Genomic DNA, 15787 nt, shown 5'->3' with positions numbered 1-15787 from the left:
TTTTCCCAATACAAGAGGCCCAGCAACTATAGTAATCTAGTTGTAATCTCCTTTGAACGAACTAAAAAAAATAAATGAAGGAAAAGGGCTGGCGATCAATTTATGAAAAAAATCATCTATCTCGATCAAGAAAAAAAGAAGCTCGCTGAATCAAAGAAAAGAGAACAGCGTTCCATCAAATCACTCAGACTGCTTGTGTTTTATGACGGACAAAGTCCTTCATGTGCAAAAGCGATTGACCTGTTGAAATCACTCGATTGGAAAAACCGAATTCACTTTGAATCATTTAGACACTCACAGCTGCTGAGACTGAATAAAATTAGTGAAGAGAAGGCAGAGAAACGAATCGTGTCTATTTCCTTAGCGAAAAATCAAAAAAACTCAGGGATTTATACTTGGCTGAGAATGGCTTGTCACATCCCTGCATTATGGGGAACGGTCCCATTCATTGTACTCAGCATTTGGCTTGGCTTTGGGCAGCATGCTTACGATTATTTTGCGAGAAAACGGTACATTCATTCTGTCGAACAAGTCACCCGTCCCGATACAGATCAACAAAAAACCATCTAATCATAGAAAAAGCATGACCTTCGATCGGCAGAAGGTCATGCTTTTTTGTAATATGGGATATATGATGCTAAGTGATCAAGTAGCTTCGTTGTGTAAGACATATACGCACGCTTATCAAGCTCAGAAGCCGCATAGGAAAGTAAGGTTCTAAGAGCAAACAAGTACTCATTGTGGAGCTGATTGTGTTCAAAGTAAGGAATCGCTGCTTCTACTAAATAAGTTTTCAAATCATGAGGATTCTCTTCAATCATCAATTTATAGATTTTAATCATATATAAACAGTTTGGTTGAATACGAGGCTGTTTGAGCAGCTCGTGTATGTATGGAAGCGCCTTTTTGCGATCATATTCCGCATACAATGTTGCGATTTCATAAAGCGTTTCACAGTAACGATCTTCTATCTGTTCTTGATTAAAATAATTGAGTGAATCTAGTAAATAAGGCACAGCGGATGAGAAATCTCCTTGGCGTTTTAAGAGAACCCCGTAATAAAAATAAGCTGTCATCTTAATATAAGCATCAGGGTGAAGCGATGTGTGTAAAATCACTTCTTTTAAATATCTTTTAGCTGTTTGAAAGGCCTTTAATTCCAGTGAGATGACCCCATGAATGAGTGTACAATGAATGACCCGCTTGAAATTATTTTTTTGTCTATACAAATCCATTGCTTGATGTGTGGCCTCAAGCGCATCACCGAGATGCCCCATGGCTCCAAGTGCTTTTGCATAGTGATAATACAGGTCGCTCTGTTCAACAGAAGCGTAAGAAAAGCAGCTTTCAAGTCTTTTCAATCCTTCTTCGAGTTGACCGATTTTAATCTGGTGGATGCCATCTAGATATTCAAACGTTTCTTTTTCTGTGTCAATAAAGGTTTTTTCAAACTTCTTAAGCACGCGGTGCGTTTTTAAGGCAAGCTGCTGTTTTTCTGTTAATAAATAAAATTGAAATAAGGACAAATGATACTGAATCCCTAAATCTAGCGAAAAGAACTGTTCCTCGTGATGAATGATCATTTCTGCATTTTGCTCTGCTTGATCGAGCGCATAGAAATACATGTTCATCTGAAACTCATCGAGTAATGACAACAGATGACGCGCCTTTTGCGACAGCGTTTCTTGACTAATTCCAAGCCGTTCAAGCAAAAGATTGATCGTATCTTGATTGGCCTCTTTTGAGCCATTTTCAATTTTACTTAAATGAGAGACAGAACAAATTCCTTCTGCCAACTCCGATTGGGTCATATTTTGTTTGTAACGATAGAGTTTGATGATTTGCCCAATATTGATTTTCATTCCATTCAGAAGCCTCCCTTCCAATCATGGGTTGAAAGCTTTTTGAAAAAATAGCCGCATGAGACAAAGTGGAAATACCTGAAATCATTTCATCATCTTGGCTTTTTTCTCAAAATTTGTTTAAAACGTAATATGATTGTAACATTACTTGAAAAAGGCAAACAACTTTTTAGCAGAGAGGTGAGGTCTTATTTGCAAACAGCACATGATCATGTTTATAATGTGAATGAGAATCAATTTCAATTAAGGTTGATTGAAAGGATGACATATATGCCAGAAACAAAACAACAAACAGAAGCGTTAACGGTTCGAGACGCTGTCAGATATAGACGATCGATTCGAAAATTCAAAGAAACGCCGGTGAGCATTGAACAGCTTCAGCCATTATTAGAGGATGCAGTCTATGCACCCAATCATAAAATCACGGAACCTTGGCGTTTTTTATATGCAGTGACGGATGAAGCAAAAGAGGTATTTGTTGAGCGGTTTATTGCTTTCTTTAAACGCAACAATCCAGACGCAAAAGAAGAAAAGATCAATCAGTACAGAGATTATTTTTCTAAAGTACCAGCTCTTTTACTTGTTGTTCTAAAAGAAGACGAAAATCCAGTTGTGAGAAATGATGATTTTGCCGCTGTGAGTGCGCTCATTCAAAACTTCCAGCTGCTGGCTTGGGATCAAGGAATCGGTATGGTATGGAAGAGCGGCCGTATTTTATACGACAAAGGGTTTCAACAGGATATGGGATTAAAGGAAAACGAACGCTTTGCCGCAATTCTTCACATCGGTTATCCAGAAGAGGTACCTGAGGAAAAGTCACGTCAGAAGGCATCAAGCCTGCTAACTGAAATCAAATAAAAACAGACCTTTTGATAAGGTCTGTTTTTTTACTTATTGTTTTTTGGCACGCTGATCGGCTGCTTTCATACGTGCCATCGCTTTTACGTCATTCGGATCTGCAAGTTCTTTGGAAAATTCAACATATTCGCCATCCGTCTCTTGTGCCGCAAGCTGGTGGTTGGATTTTTTGTGTTGGTCTTTTTTCAAAGCTTTTCCCTCCTTTACAAGATCACTTTAGTTATGTGCTTGTAAAAGAGGAATATCCGTTTTATTTGTTTCTTTTTTCTGCTGCTCTTTCCGCTTTTTTGAATTCCTGCTGATACAGAACTTCCTGGGTTTTCTTCAGTTTTGAAGTCGGCTGGTGTTCTTTTTTCTTCATCAAAATCGCCCCCTCATCTCATTTTTAATAGGATGGGTGTTTTTGACAAAATTTATTCCTCTGAATGCAAAATCGCTTCTTTTAGCTCAGGATGTAAAAACTCATAAGAAGACAGCAGTGCCTTTTTCGGCAGAGCACGTTGGCCTTCTAGAACAAGCAATGACATGTCGCCAAGTGCGGTTTTGATGACAAAGGACGGCACCTTCAGCCAGTGAGGGCGATGAAGGACAGATGCAATGGTTTGCCCCAGCTGCTTCATTTGAACAGGATTTGGAGATGTGACATTGAGTGGACCTGATATGTGTTCATGCTCAATGGCATACGCAATGAGATGTGCTACATCCTCCACGTGAACCCAAGATACCCATTGCGAGCCAGAGCCAATCGTTCCACCGGCAAACAGCTTGTATGGCAAGGTCATAAGAGGAAGTGTGCCTTTTTCTCCTAGCACTACCCCAAAGCGTGTATAAACCGTGCGAATACCGAGCGCCTCAATTTTTTGCCCTTCAGCTTCCCAATGCTTTGACGTATAACTTAAAAAATCAGTCTCGGCTGGAGGGGCCTCCTCCGTAAAATCCTCTGTCTTGGAAGTGCCATAGATACCGACAGCACTTGCTTGAATGAGCACAGATGGTTTCGATTCCTGCGCTTCTATAATGCGTCTCACTTCTTGTGTGGACTGAATACGGCTGGAGAGAATGCCTTTTTTTGCTTTGTCCGTCCAGCGTGTGAAAATGGATTTTCCAGCAAGGTTAATCCATACATCAATGGGAGGCAATTCATGTTCAGGCTTAGCACCTTCTGTTAGCCACTGCACATAGTGTAAATGATTTTGTTCGGATTCCTTTGGATTTCTTGTTAAAATATATAGATGATGTCCTTCAGCTGCGAGCACCTTTGTGACATGCTGGCCGATAAACCCGGTTCCTCCGGTAATGGCGATATTCAATTGACATCTTCTCCTCTCATATACATATCTATATCTTTCACGATTTTGAATCAGAAGAAACATCCTGACTGTTTGAAAAAAGGAGTGATCACAGGATGCCCTATATTACGAAAATCTCTGCTCAGAAAAACAATACAGAACGCGTGAACATCTTTCTTGATGAAAAGTACGCTTTTAGCGTTGATCTAGATGTGCTCGTCCAGCATGATTTGAAAAAGGGAAAAGAGCTGGACGAAGCCGATATCATAGAGATTCAATTCGGTGATGCAGTAAAAAAAGGATTTCAGCAGGCCGTCGATTATTTATCGTATCGGATGAGATCAGTGAAAGAAGTCACCGATTATTTGACGAAAAAAGACATACCAGCACCTGCTATTAGTGAAATTATACACAAATTAAAACATTATAAGTATGTAAATGATCTTGAATTTGCAGAAGCGTATGTAAGCACCCACCGAAAAACGAATAGCAAAGGCCCGTCAGTGCTAAAAAAAGAGTTAAAGCTGAAAGGCATAGACGATGACACCATCGAACAAGCACTATCGCAATATCCGAATGATTTGCAGCTAGAGGAAGCAGTGAAACAAGTGCTAAAGCTGGTTAAGAAAGAGAAAAACCGGTCCGCAAAAGAAATTGAACAGCGTATCAAATTGCAGCTTCAGCGAAAAGGATTTTCATTTGATATCATTGATAAAGCCCTTCAAGAAGCCTATGATGGACAAGAAGAGGAAAAGGAAGAAGAAGCCCTTCACTATATGCTTGAGAAGGCAAAACGCAAGGTAGGTTATGACGGATCATTTGAGAAAAAAATGAAAGTAAAGCAATTCCTTTACCGAAAAGGTTTTGATCTTGATACAATTGATCACGTTTTAGACAAAGGGGAATGACAGATGGAAAAACGCTATAGTGAAATGACAGAATACGAATTAAAGCAGGAGATTGCCGCTCTTTCTGAAAAAGCAAGAAAGGCTGAGCAGCTAGGCATTGTGAATGAATATGCCGTGTTGGAGCGGAAAATTGACATGGCGAAAGCCTATTTATTAGATCCAGCTGCTATTCAGACCAAAACGACTTATCACATCAAAGATACAGACGAGCAGTTTTATGTGGAGTATTTAAATGGGGTTTTTGCTTGGGGCTACAGAGTATCAGCGCCAAATAAAGAAGACGCCCTGCCGATTTCAATGCTTACGCAAAAGGACTGATCCCTAGAGATCAGTCCTTTTCTTTACTTCGAACGTTGTTTACGGACGTTGTTCTGAAGTACGATGTCGTGCTGCGTTTGCTGCGTTTCTCCGTTGACCTGAGAGGCAGAATGTTTAGCATTCGCCCATGGTTGAGGGTAAGCAGTTGTTCTTAATTGAACAAAGTCTTCCATATACGATTTCCCATTTGAACTCATATCTCAAGCACTCCCTTTGGAAAAATTAGCGTTTCCCTGATGCCCTCATACGTTCCTGTGGACGTGTATTTGTCTCACCGTTCGGCCTTTTAGACGCATAAGCATCTGTGGCCCCTGGTTCGCCTTCAAACTTGTGATTCACTTGATTTGGAAAGCCCTTTGCTTTATTACGCATACTGATTCCCTCCAAACAATACAAATCATTTGCGTCTTTTGAAGACGTAAGGGTAGTATATGAAAAAAGAGATTTTTTTAAAAAGGCACTTTCTGCTAGATGAAGGAGGAACCAGTATGGAACAATATTTTGAGCGATTAACCGAACAACTAATGGAAAAAAACAATATGCTCACATATGAAGAAGCACGTACATGGGTAGAGCTCCTTTGGAGTGATTTTGAAACAACCTATGCAAAGGCTGGCCGCAAATATAAAGGACAGGAAACGACTGAACGGATTGTCCGAGAATGGATCGAAAGCTACGGCGCTCAGCTGCATTTATTTCAAAATAAACAATCGAAGGCAAATGAGCATCTGCAACAAAACGACAAAGGGCTGCTTCATTAAAAGGGTTGCCCTTTTCACATCCACTCATCTTTTTCAACAAACAGGAAAATATATAAATGACCAAACAATTTTATGAAACAATACCCAGTCTGTGATCAAAATTACAGGCTTTTTACAATGGATAAACTTAAAATTACATTAAATTCATGTTGGTGAAAATCACTGGAAATAAAACTCTGATATAATGTAACGATTAAGGATACATGAAATTTATGGATAATAAAAAAGGGTTTCGTTTTCTGACAAAAAAGGAATAATGAACATAACAGACTATGTGAAAAAAGTGAAGAGAAGGTGCGATATGGAACGGGAACTGCTCTCTGTTATAATTCCTTCTTACAATGAAGGTGAAAACATCAGACGAATCTTTGAGGCACTCGAGGAAGAGTTTCGCGATTTTCATTATGACTTTGAAATCATCTTTGTGAATGATGGAAGCAAAGACAATACGCTTCAATACATGAGAGAGCTCTCTCACAAAAGTGCAAAAGTCAAATACATTTCCTTTTCTCGTAACTTTGGGAAAGAAGCTGCAATTTTAGCAGGTCTTGAGCATGCAAAAGGGGAAGCTGCGATCATTATGGACGCCGACCTGCAGCACCCAACGTATTTGATTCAGGATTTTGTTAGAGGCTACGAAGAAGGTTATCATCAAGTCATTGCCAAACGAAACCGTAAAGGGGACAGCAAGCTTCGTTCTTACCTATCATCGATGTATTATAAAGTGATGAACAAGGTGGTCGAAGTGGACTTGCGTGATGGTGTAGGAGATTTCCGTTTAATTTCCCGTCAAGCGATCGACGCATTGCTTCAACTGAAAGAGGGAAATCGTTTTTCAAAAGGCCTTTTTTGCTGGATTGGCTTTGAAGAAAAGGTCATCTATTATGAAAATGTGGAAAGACAGCATGGTGATACAAAATGGTCACTGAAGAAATTATTTAACTATGGCATAGATGGCGTTATTTCTTTTAACAACCGCCCGCTGCGTATTTGTTTTTATACGGGTATTTTGATCTTATTTCTCTCTTTGATTTACATCGTGGCGACCTTTATTCAAATCGTCAGAACGGGCATCATGGTACCGGGTTATTTCACTTTAATCTCAGCTGTGCTTTTCCTCGGTGGTGTCCAGCTCTTGAGTCTAGGTGTGATTGGAGAATACATTGGCCGAATTTACTATGAAACGAAAAAGAGGCCGCATTACTTAATTCAAGAATCAAATGTTATGGAACAAGAGACAAGCTCAAAAAAACAAGACCGAGTGTTAACGCAGTTATTTAAATAACGTGGAGTCAAATAACCGGCAAGCACGAATCGCTTGCTGGGTTGTTTTGTTTCAATGAACAGTGGATCTTTTGGAGAAAGGATTTAGATGATGAAACGTAGATGGATACTCATTGGAATGTGCCTCATCCTTGCTTTATTAGGACACTCCTTTTTCTTATATGAATATACGCAAGGCCGATATATGACGGGAGATGGGGATGGCATTTCACAAATGCTCCCATTTAAAAAATTGCTTTACGATGAATACGTCAAAGGGAACTTCTTTTATTCCTATCAATTCGGTCTAGGCGGCGGTACATATACGCAATTAGGTTATTATTTTACAACGTCGATGGTCTTTATGGTCACAGTCGCTGTTGTCTGGTTGTTAAATGCGCTCCACCTTATTCAGTCAACAGACATTCACTTTTGGGCAAATGCTGTTATTTGGCTGAGTGTGATCAAGCTGACAGTCATTCTGTTCATCGCATATCGTGTGCTCCTTTCGATTGTGCAGCATAGGCTGGGGGCGCTCACAGGTGCCGGTATTTACGGACTGTCTATTGTGTACTTTCGGCATCAAACGTTTTGGGAGTTTTTCACCGACAGCATGATGTGGCTTCCGCTGCTTGTGCTCGGGGTTGAACGTATTTTCAAAACAGGCAAGCCGGCTTGGTTTATTGCGGCTTGCAGTCTCATGCTGATCAATAATTTTTACTTTGCTTACATTCACTTTATCTTTTTAGCCATTTATCTTGTCTTCAGATATATGATTAAGCTTCAAAGCGAGGAGCGAGGCTGGAAGGTGTTCTGGACCCTTGCGATCTCTACGTTGTTATCGTTTGGGATCAGTGCTGCCTTTTTTATCCCGTCTGTTTACGGCTTTCTCAATAATGTAAGACCGCCGTATGAACAGGCAATTCCTTGGTTCGAGCTGCATGATCATCTGCTGTTTACAAGCAGGGTGTACTTATTGCCGGTCATCTTTCTGATTTGTCTGTTTCTCGTTCCGCTATACCGGAACAGATGGTTTTTCATGTTCACATCGATCAGTGTTCTGCTGATCATTTTTCACTACAGTCCAAAGATGGCGAGCGTGTTTAATGGTTTTTCTGCACCGCAGTACAGATTTGAATATATTCTTGCTTTTACAGTCGGAGCAGCCGTAGCCATCACCATCAAGCATTTCTCGCAAATGGAGTGGAAGTGGAAAAAGCGTGCGGTTTTAGGCGCTTGGATTGTATTTCTTCTCGCAGTCGCCCTTTCAGAACGAGCAAAGGGAAATATGGATGTTGTTGTATTTACCGGAATAGGACTGCTTGTGATCAGTTTGTTCTTCCTCTCGATACATGCGGGAAAACGTCTGCACCTTCGTCTCTTTTCAGCTGTGCTCATCGTTGTGAGCTTACTGACAGCAGGTGTGTATCAGCAGGGCTACTTATTTGAAAGAAGCAATATTAAGAGCGTATCAGATACGTATCTGAATAGTGAGGCGTATGCTGGACATGAGCAAATGAAGCTCATTCAGCAGATTCAAAGCCGCTCAAAAGAAGATCCGCTTGCCCGGATTGATTGGATGAACGGCGTGCGCAACAACACCCCGTTATTTGAAGGCTTTCAAGGCATGAGTGCGTATTCAAGTATATTGAATCAGCATCTGCTCCATTTCTACTGGAATGACCTGCAAATTGATATGGGACGGGAAAGTGTCAGCCGGTATGCAACAATGGGGGACAGGGCGAATTTATACAGTCTGACCTACGGGAAGTATTATATGAGAGACAAATCGATGTCTTTCTCACCGCCGGTTTATTTTAAGCCAATATTGGAAAGCGAACATTATGAAGTGTATGAAAATACACGCCCGCTCCCATTTGCAAGAACAACGAGTACCGTCTATTCAGAAAAGTCACTAGAGCATGCGTCAGCACTTGATAAAGAACATGCGATGTTGCAAGGTGTGATCTTAAACAAAAAAGGAAATGCTGAAATCGACCAATCGCCTGATCGAATAAAGGATACAAACATTCATACTGAACAAGCGGTATACGAAAATGGCGTGCTTGATGTATACGGGAAAACGGGCGGGCTGAATATCACCCTTCCAGATGATATCGCTCGCGTGGGGGATGTGTATGTGAGCTTTTATGTGAAGCGGACCGACCGTAACGAAGGGTTTCAGTTATCTGTGGATGACTATGTCACATCACGCAAAAGCAATACGTCTATCTACAAAACAGGCGTTAATGACGTGACGATTCGAGTCCCTGCGGAAAAAATCCTTTCCATACGAGTGCCAAAAGGGACGTATGAGCTGAGTCAATTAAAGCTGTATCATGAGCCTTACCACACCCTTGCGCGGGCATATGAAAAAGAAAAACAGGATGATGGCAGCCAGCAGGTGAAGCTTAAAAATAACCGCTTTACGATTTCTTATGAGAACAAGCGCGGCGATGATTATATGATTCTGCCTGTTCCATATGAAAAAGGCTGGGAGCTCACGGTGAACGGCCATCAAACCGATATTGAACAAGCCAATTATGCGTTTATCGGTTTTCCAATAGAAAAAGGAAAAAACGAGATTGTGCTAACCTACTATCCGCCTTATATCAGAATTCTCACATTGATTTCACTCGTCAGTTTGATCGGTGCGATCCTCTATGCACGGAGAAAACACAAGAAACACCACTTTTCAGCATAAGTGGTGTTTTTTTATCTTTCATCTCATACGTAAGTTTCTTCATCCCATTCAATCGTGTATTCGTTCATTTTTTTATCAATATCGTTTTGAATACTCATGTGCTGAAATAGCGCATTCAATTCTTCTGTCCTCTTTCTTCGATCTTTTTCATAATAATAGAACGCATCTCGATAATCATGATCCCTTAGCATCTTTGCTATGATCATGGCATCTTCTAGACTATACGATGCCCCTTGACCAACAAAAGGATTTGCTGTGTGAACAGCATCACCTATAAGAGCAACTCGTCCTTTTGACCACACAGGAAGATCCTTTATTTCATAGATACTTCTTGGAAAGAACATGTTTGTATGATCGATGATGTCAGAAAGGTGTTTAGGAATGTTCCAATGTTCCATTTGTTTATATAATAACTGTCGGATGGTTTCTTGATTGGCTTTCTCAAAATGTTTTGTAGGTAACTTCTCAGGACACTGAGAGAAAGCTTGCCATAAAATATTCATTTTATTTGTTGGATGCGCTTTCCCAAAAATGAATTGAAAGTTTCCGTCATTGTAAAAATAACTTGTTGCCTCATCCAATACAAAATCCTTCACAAACGATACTCCTTGTAGTCCCCAAAAACCGCTATAGTCTAATTTAGCATTAAACGCAATAGCCTCTCTTGTTTTAGAAAAAGTTCCATCTGCTCCTATTACAATATCACCTGTTATCTCAGTTTCATCTTCAAAAAGAACCTGAACGGTATGAGGCTGCTGTTTGATTGAGATTAACTTTTTGTTGTATTTCACTTCTATTCCTTGACGGTGAACTTCTTTTAAAAGTGATTTGATGATTTGGTCTCTCATGACGTTCAGTAAAGGAGCATCATAATATTTTTCACTATAATTGTGAAAGATCGCTTCTACTTCATTCTCACTGTTTATTTGCTGGATCTTCTTTATCACGGTTGCATTTGCTATTACTTCATTTTTACACCCGATTTCATCCAAAATCTTTACCCCATTCGGAGACAGTAAAAAACCTGCTCCTGTTTCTAATTCTTCATCTGACCTGCTTTCATAAATCGTACTTTCCATTCCAGCCTTTTTTAAGAATAAAGAAGTAGCCAATCCTGCTACACCACTGCCGATAATGATCACATTTTGAGATTTCATTATTTTCCCTCCTATTTTATAAACAGACCGGTCGGTTTATTTCAGTGCAAAAAAATAAGCTTTTTCATATAGGACAGCGTATCACAATTCCCCCTCTTCATTTGGTAATTAAAGTATATGATAATATGTTATAAATGATTTCGCAAGAATGAAACTAACCAATTTCTGATCAACTTCTTTTAAAAACATGAAGGGGATAGCAAAACATGAACAAAGACACCGTGATAAAACACTATGAACACACCCTTGAATGGGTACAGTCACTAACGAAAGTAACAGAAGAAGAATGGCGTAGCGCCATCGCTGATGGAAAGTGGAGCATTGCTGAGATCATCGCACATTTCGTTCCATGGGATGAATTTATTTTACACGATCGCCTAAAGGAATTTTGGAACAATAAAGCGTTACCTCAGGCACCTGATGTGCATGAAATGAACCGGCAGTCAGCCGAAAGAGCAAGAAAGGAAGAGAGAAGCGAGACGATCGGGCGATTTATTGCTGTTAGAACAGAATTACTTCAAGAAATGAATAAAATCGAAGCATCTCGCTGGACTACACCCTTTCTGATTTGTCAAACTGAGCTGACGTTATCAAGTTATTTTCAAGGTTTGATTAAACATGATCTCCATCATATGGAGCAGATTAAAAAAGTACTCTCTACAGAAAGACGATAGAGCGTCACGAGGCTTCCTTATCAAACGAAAACGTCGCATAATCAAACAAAAAATGAAATAGCCAAAGACTTAGCGCAAAGAGAATTTCTTCAGAAGTAGTCAGCAAAATGCCGTCAACCAATTCATCTGATAAGTAGACAGCACCCCAAATAAACAAAAGGTGAAATAAGACGGCATAGAAAACGATGGATCTTTTTTTGGACCGACACTTACGAACAAAACACATGAGCACGTGTTCCAGATGTTCAAAAGAGATCCCGAGTACAACGTAGATGCCCATAAACAGAAGCAACGATAAAACCGATTGATAAAAAGCACCCGTCAAATGAAAGAACAGTACACAAAACAACAAAAATATGTAACAGACAGCTGATAGCGCTATCAGGCATTTCACCCCTTGCCATAAAGCGTGAACAGATTGCTGCATGGGTAAACATCACTCCTTTACATGAAGATACCTGCAAAAAGGACAGCCTTTTTGCAGGAAGGTGGAATTAATCCTCTTTTTTGGGTGCAGCAATGACAGGATGTTTTTCAGTATCAAGCAATTTCAAGAATTCTTCACCTTGATCTAAATGATCCAAAACAAGCTGTTTCGGTGTAACCGCAAGCCACTGATTGAGTGAAATGTCTGCATAATGATCGCTCTTAAAGATTTCTAAGAAATAGAGCGGTTCGTCGCCTGTATTTTCTACATAATGCCCCATCGCAAATGGCACATAGCCAACATCTCCCGCCTGATAGTTAAAGGTTCTTGCATGTCCATCAGAAGCAAATACCGTCATTCGAGCTTTTCCAGAAATGAAATATTGCCATTCATCCGTATTTGGATGCCAGTGCAGCTCACGGATGGCACCTGGATCAACTTTCACAAGAGCGGATGCAATCGTTTTAGACGCTTTAAAATTGGTAGAGTCCGCAATCCACACTTGTCCGCCGCTTGACGTAATTGGCTCCTGTTTTAACAGCTCATATTTAAAGGAATTCGGGACCTCTCCTTGCTCTGTTTGCACCTTGTCACACTCAAGGGAACCAGGAATTCCTTTTTGGAAAATATACTTTTCTTTCTCTGGCAGCTTGTTAAATTGTTCTTTTGTCATTCCAAAGTTTTGGAGAACGATTTCCTCTGGCGTATGGGCAAGCCAATCAGTCACTTGGAACGTACTATTTTCAGAGAAAGACCCATCATCAAACACAAGCAAGAATTCCGCTCCCGGTTCAAGTGCTTGGATAGAGTGCGGCAAGCCAGAAGGGAAGTACCATAAATCTCCCTCTGTCACATCCTCTGTAAAATTGCGCCCCTCTGCATCAACCGATGTAATTCGTGCTTCCCCATAAATCATGTACGCCCATTCCGCTTCCTTATGCCAGTGCAGCTCACGAATCGCACCAGGCTTTAGCCGCATGTTCACAGAGGCAAGACTTTTAGAAATTGGCAGTTCACGTACCGTTACCTCGCGGGCATAGCCGCCTTTTTCTAAACGGTTGTGCGTATCAGAAAAAGAATATTTCATGTTGGGAACCGTTCCATGATCGGTTTCTGGTGGTGTGAGCATATCTGGGTTTTGTCTGTCTCGCTCGAGATTACGTGGAATTTTGACTGTTGCTCCTTTTTCTCCTCGAATCGGCTGCGGTACCCCATTTTGCTTTTCACTCATGATAAAATCCCCTTTCAACATCGTATTGTGTGAGGTGACAAAAGGCCTTTCATTTCGCCCTCGTTTTCATAAGGTGAAACGAATCAAGAAGATGTCAATCTGATTCATCATTTTTTTGAACAGCGACCAAACGTTGGATGAGTTTGCTTAATTCATCAAACTTTCGTTCAAAACGTGTCAGCAAATAAACCGTCAAAATGGCAGGGAAACCAGCCTGACCAAGCTGCTTCAGCCATTCCTCTGAAAAAAAGGTCTCCATTTGTCTCACCTCCCAGCGGATGCTCGTCTTCTCTATAAGTGGTATGAAAGAAGAAATAGGAAATCAAAAGGGGAGAAAATGAACCATTAGACCCGTTTCACAAAGTTTACTTTTTTTAACTTTTGTCCACTTAATGCAAGTAGAGAGAACAAAGGGGAGGATGCACATGGATTATCGGCTGTTATTGAAAGCAAAATGGAAGGAGATCATTGATCACCCGCTCATTCAGCAATTTTTAAGTAATCCTAAAAACCAGCAGCTGCTCAGGCAAGTCATGGAAGAGCCAAACGAAGAAAATGCGAAAAAACTAGATTCCGAGTTCAAGCAGTTTTATCAAAAAATCCGCATCATCAAGTATATTTCCACAATGATCCGCATCTTTTCAGTCGACTTTGACAAACGAGTGAAAAAAAAGCAGCAGCGTTTTCCGCTCATACTCGATCATCCTGATACGCAAGAAGTGAAAGATCCTGTTCAAACAGATACGTATGAAGCCGTGCTCTTCAACCAGCAAGACTTAGGGGAGCACCTGCAAGACCCAAGATTGTACAAGGCCTACCAGCAGCTCACAGACAAACAAAAAATGGTCTTAACCCATATTTATGTTGAAGGTCAAACAATGAAAGAAATAGCCGACCGGCTAGGCGAAACGAGACAAAACATCTCAAACATCCACAAAAAAGCGCTCAACAAACTAAAAGAAGAAACAGGGGGAGATGTCCGTGCACGAAGACAAAATGACCAATGGAGAAATGGAAGAACTCATTGAAACCTTCACACCCATGATCAAAAAGAAACTACAAAACACGGCATATCAAGAAAGAGAAGACCTCGAACAAGAACTCTACATCAAACTCATCGAAAAAGTAGACTGGCTGATTTACCAAGAGGGACCTGGCTTTTGGGAGTTTATTGTGGAATATATGACGAAGTTGTAAGCACAAAAAAAGACTCGCTCACACAGAGCCGAGTCTTAATTTTTTTTGCAGTTTTTCTTCACTGAAAATCCAGCCGGTATAGGAATTTTTGATTTGGTGGTCCATGTCGATATGGCAGATTGCAACAAAAGGATAGTGACCTTTGCTGCGGTAGCGCAAATCAATGAACCGTACCTCATAATGATCCTTGTATTTATCTACTTCCCACCGGTAGACAGGGGAGAAGGAGAGAAAGGCTGAAATGTTTTCATCCTGTTTGGCAATTTTCATAATCTCAGTATCAGGGACCGGCACACGGTTAAAGGTGTCTAAAATGATGATCTCACCATTCATACTGCGTCCAACATGGAAAGAGGATTTACATTTCACAGCAATGCGCCATTGTCTGAACTTCATTGTAGGCGAAATAATAATGTCTTCAATCTCATCGAATCGTGCACGTAGCTGGCGTTTAATCTGAAGCTGCATGATGACCCTGACGATATAGTAACAAAAAATCACGGCATATAGCGAGATGAACGTATAGCCGGGATGCCCACCAATCGCCCATACGACAATGGCGACAAGATGTGTAAAAAAGATAAACGGATCAAACGTGTTAATGATCCCAAGCGCTACCCATTTCTTTGAAAATGGACGAATGGCCTGCGTGCCGTAAGCATTGAAAATATCGACAAACACATGAAGCACGACGGCTAATAGTGTCCATAACCAAAGGTGAAGTAAATTTGCCCCCGGCACAAATGGGAAAATCACAGCCGGAATTAGCAATGACCAAAACAGTACAGCCGGAATGGAATGAGTAAATCCCCGGTGATTTCTTATATAAACTGCATTATTTTTTAGTTTTAGCACAGTATCAATGTCTGGTGCTTGGGAGCCGGCGATGGTCGCGATCATCACGGCGTGTGCCATGTGTGGATCTGCGCTGACGGCTGGATCTAAAAGCGCAAGTCCCCCAAGAGAAATGCCCATTACTACATGAGTACCAGTATCCAATTGATTACCTCCTAGTTGTCATGCTTAGGAACAATCATACAAAGTATACGTCTCCAATCAAGACTATGTGCAAAATCACTTTTGCTTTATCTCGATTTAATGTAACATGTTAACGTATCTACAAACAGTATACAACAAA

At 40.6% G+C, this 15787-nt stretch carries 21 protein-coding genes; 10 read left to right on the top strand and 11 right to left on the bottom strand.

The window, feature by feature from the left end:
* Positions 1 to 102: 102 nt before the first annotated feature.
* Positions 103 to 570, top strand: coding sequence for a thiol-disulfide oxidoreductase DCC family protein (locus ACTJJQ_RS16805; RefSeq protein WP_007496690.1), 468 nt, complete (start codon positions 103 to 105; stop codon positions 568 to 570).
* Between the two features lie 35 nt (positions 571 to 605).
* On the opposite strand, the gene ACTJJQ_RS16800 is transcribed toward ACTJJQ_RS16805, so the two are convergent.
* A complete protein-coding gene (locus ACTJJQ_RS16800; RefSeq protein WP_008341668.1) occupies positions 606 to 1862 on the bottom strand; it encodes a transcriptional regulator in 1257 nt (418 codons plus the stop codon).
* A gap of 270 nt (positions 1863 to 2132) precedes the next feature.
* Between ACTJJQ_RS16800 and ACTJJQ_RS16795 the strand changes: the two genes are divergently transcribed.
* On the top strand, positions 2133 to 2720 hold the full coding sequence (locus ACTJJQ_RS16795; protein ID WP_024720283.1) for a nitroreductase family protein: 588 nt from the start codon (positions 2133 to 2135) through the stop codon (positions 2718 to 2720).
* Between the two features lie 33 nt (positions 2721 to 2753).
* Here ACTJJQ_RS16795 and ACTJJQ_RS16790 read toward each other — a convergent pair whose 3' ends face one another.
* The 3 genes from ACTJJQ_RS16790 to ACTJJQ_RS16780 form a co-directional block, all read right to left on the bottom strand.
* Positions 2754 to 2909, bottom strand: coding sequence for a YfhD family protein (locus tag ACTJJQ_RS16790; protein WP_008341997.1), 156 nt, complete (start codon positions 2907 to 2909; stop codon positions 2754 to 2756).
* A 61-nt stretch (positions 2910 to 2970) separates the two neighbouring features.
* Positions 2971 to 3081, bottom strand: a complete 111-nt coding sequence (locus tag ACTJJQ_RS16785; RefSeq protein ID WP_017358836.1) for a YfhE family protein — start codon at positions 3079 to 3081, stop codon at positions 2971 to 2973.
* A 52-nt stretch (positions 3082 to 3133) separates the two neighbouring features.
* Positions 3134 to 4030, bottom strand: coding sequence for a TIGR01777 family oxidoreductase (locus ACTJJQ_RS16780; RefSeq protein WP_216099521.1), 897 nt, complete (start codon positions 4028 to 4030; stop codon positions 3134 to 3136).
* Between the two features lie 95 nt (positions 4031 to 4125).
* Between ACTJJQ_RS16780 and recX the strand changes: the two genes are divergently transcribed.
* Positions 4126 to 4917 carry a recombination regulator RecX gene (gene recX, locus ACTJJQ_RS16775; RefSeq protein ID WP_017358838.1) on the top strand — a complete coding sequence of 264 codons (792 nt, stop codon included), beginning with the start codon at positions 4126 to 4128 and terminating at the stop codon, positions 4915 to 4917.
* Between the two features lie 3 nt (positions 4918 to 4920).
* Positions 4921 to 5235 (top strand): YfhH family protein, encoded by a 315-nt coding sequence (locus ACTJJQ_RS16770; protein WP_008341991.1) that lies wholly within the window; start codon positions 4921 to 4923, stop codon positions 5233 to 5235.
* Between the two features lie 23 nt (positions 5236 to 5258).
* Here the strand turns inward: ACTJJQ_RS16770 and ACTJJQ_RS16765 are convergent, their stop codons facing one another.
* Together ACTJJQ_RS16765 and ACTJJQ_RS16760 are read right to left on the bottom strand one after the other, a co-directional pair.
* Positions 5259 to 5432, bottom strand: a complete 174-nt coding sequence (locus tag ACTJJQ_RS16765; protein ID WP_003217811.1) for a YpzG family protein — start codon at positions 5430 to 5432, stop codon at positions 5259 to 5261.
* 25 nt (positions 5433 to 5457) lie between these two features.
* The gene (locus ACTJJQ_RS16760) at positions 5458 to 5607 is read right to left on the bottom strand and encodes a small, acid-soluble spore protein K (protein WP_003217849.1); all 150 of its coding nucleotides are present in this window, start codon (positions 5605 to 5607) and stop codon (positions 5458 to 5460) included.
* 116 nt (positions 5608 to 5723) lie between these two features.
* On the opposite strand from ACTJJQ_RS16760, the gene ACTJJQ_RS16755 reads away from it, so the two are divergent.
* From ACTJJQ_RS16755 to ACTJJQ_RS16745, 3 genes are all read left to right on the top strand, one after another.
* On the top strand, positions 5724 to 5996 hold the full coding sequence (locus ACTJJQ_RS16755) for a YfhJ family protein (protein ID WP_017366871.1): 273 nt from the start codon (positions 5724 to 5726) through the stop codon (positions 5994 to 5996).
* A gap of 301 nt (positions 5997 to 6297) precedes the next feature.
* On the top strand, positions 6298 to 7281 hold the full coding sequence (locus ACTJJQ_RS16750) for a glycosyltransferase family 2 protein (RefSeq protein ID WP_017366872.1): 984 nt from the start codon (positions 6298 to 6300) through the stop codon (positions 7279 to 7281).
* 87 nt (positions 7282 to 7368) lie between these two features.
* A complete protein-coding gene (locus ACTJJQ_RS16745; RefSeq protein WP_440600419.1) occupies positions 7369 to 9963 on the top strand; it encodes a YfhO family protein in 2595 nt (864 codons plus the stop codon).
* A 23-nt stretch (positions 9964 to 9986) separates the two neighbouring features.
* Here the strand turns inward: ACTJJQ_RS16745 and ACTJJQ_RS16740 are convergent, their stop codons facing one another.
* Positions 9987 to 11120, bottom strand: coding sequence for an FAD-dependent oxidoreductase (locus ACTJJQ_RS16740; RefSeq protein WP_440600418.1), 1134 nt, complete (start codon positions 11118 to 11120; stop codon positions 9987 to 9989).
* A gap of 206 nt (positions 11121 to 11326) precedes the next feature.
* Between ACTJJQ_RS16740 and ACTJJQ_RS16735 the strand changes: the two genes are divergently transcribed.
* Positions 11327 to 11794: a DinB family protein gene (locus ACTJJQ_RS16735; RefSeq protein WP_060832191.1), complete on the top strand. Its 468-nt coding sequence runs from the start codon at positions 11327 to 11329 to the stop codon at positions 11792 to 11794.
* A gap of 4 nt (positions 11795 to 11798) precedes the next feature.
* Here the strand turns inward: ACTJJQ_RS16735 and ACTJJQ_RS16730 are convergent, their stop codons facing one another.
* The 3 genes from ACTJJQ_RS16730 to ACTJJQ_RS16720 form a co-directional block, all read right to left on the bottom strand.
* Complete coding sequence (locus ACTJJQ_RS16730) at positions 11799 to 12221, bottom strand: regulatory YrvL family protein (protein WP_017358844.1); 423 nt, start codon at positions 12219 to 12221, stop codon at positions 11799 to 11801.
* A gap of 67 nt (positions 12222 to 12288) precedes the next feature.
* The gene (locus ACTJJQ_RS16725) at positions 12289 to 13452 is read right to left on the bottom strand and encodes an oxalate decarboxylase family bicupin (protein WP_035391265.1); all 1164 of its coding nucleotides are present in this window, start codon (positions 13450 to 13452) and stop codon (positions 12289 to 12291) included.
* A gap of 94 nt (positions 13453 to 13546) precedes the next feature.
* Positions 13547 to 13711: a YvrJ family protein gene (locus tag ACTJJQ_RS16720; RefSeq protein WP_003217819.1), complete on the bottom strand. Its 165-nt coding sequence runs from the start codon at positions 13709 to 13711 to the stop codon at positions 13547 to 13549.
* Positions 13712 to 13877: 166 nt separating this feature from the next.
* Between ACTJJQ_RS16720 and ACTJJQ_RS16715 the strand changes: the two genes are divergently transcribed.
* Both ACTJJQ_RS16715 and rsoA read left to right on the top strand, forming a co-directional pair.
* Positions 13878 to 14480, top strand: a complete 603-nt coding sequence (locus tag ACTJJQ_RS16715; RefSeq protein WP_212362318.1) for a sigma-70 family RNA polymerase sigma factor — start codon at positions 13878 to 13880, stop codon at positions 14478 to 14480.
* On the top strand, positions 14428 to 14649 hold the full coding sequence (gene rsoA, locus ACTJJQ_RS16710) for a sigma-O factor regulator RsoA (RefSeq protein WP_041116267.1): 222 nt from the start codon (positions 14428 to 14430) through the stop codon (positions 14647 to 14649). Before ACTJJQ_RS16715 ends, rsoA begins: the two co-directional genes overlap by 53 nt.
* Before the next feature lie 18 nt (positions 14650 to 14667).
* Here the strand turns inward: rsoA and ACTJJQ_RS16705 are convergent, their stop codons facing one another.
* Positions 14668 to 15648: a metal-dependent hydrolase gene (locus ACTJJQ_RS16705; protein WP_061418435.1), complete on the bottom strand. Its 981-nt coding sequence runs from the start codon at positions 15646 to 15648 to the stop codon at positions 14668 to 14670.
* Positions 15649 to 15787: the final 139 nt, after the last annotated feature.

This window comes from Bacillus sp. 22483, from assembly GCF_052044605.1.
GTDB classification, from domain to species: domain Bacteria; phylum Bacillota; class Bacilli; order Bacillales; family Bacillaceae; genus Bacillus; species Bacillus altitudinis.
The sequence above is the reverse complement of the archived record's forward strand: the minus strand, read 5'-3'. Positions and strand labels throughout refer to the sequence as shown.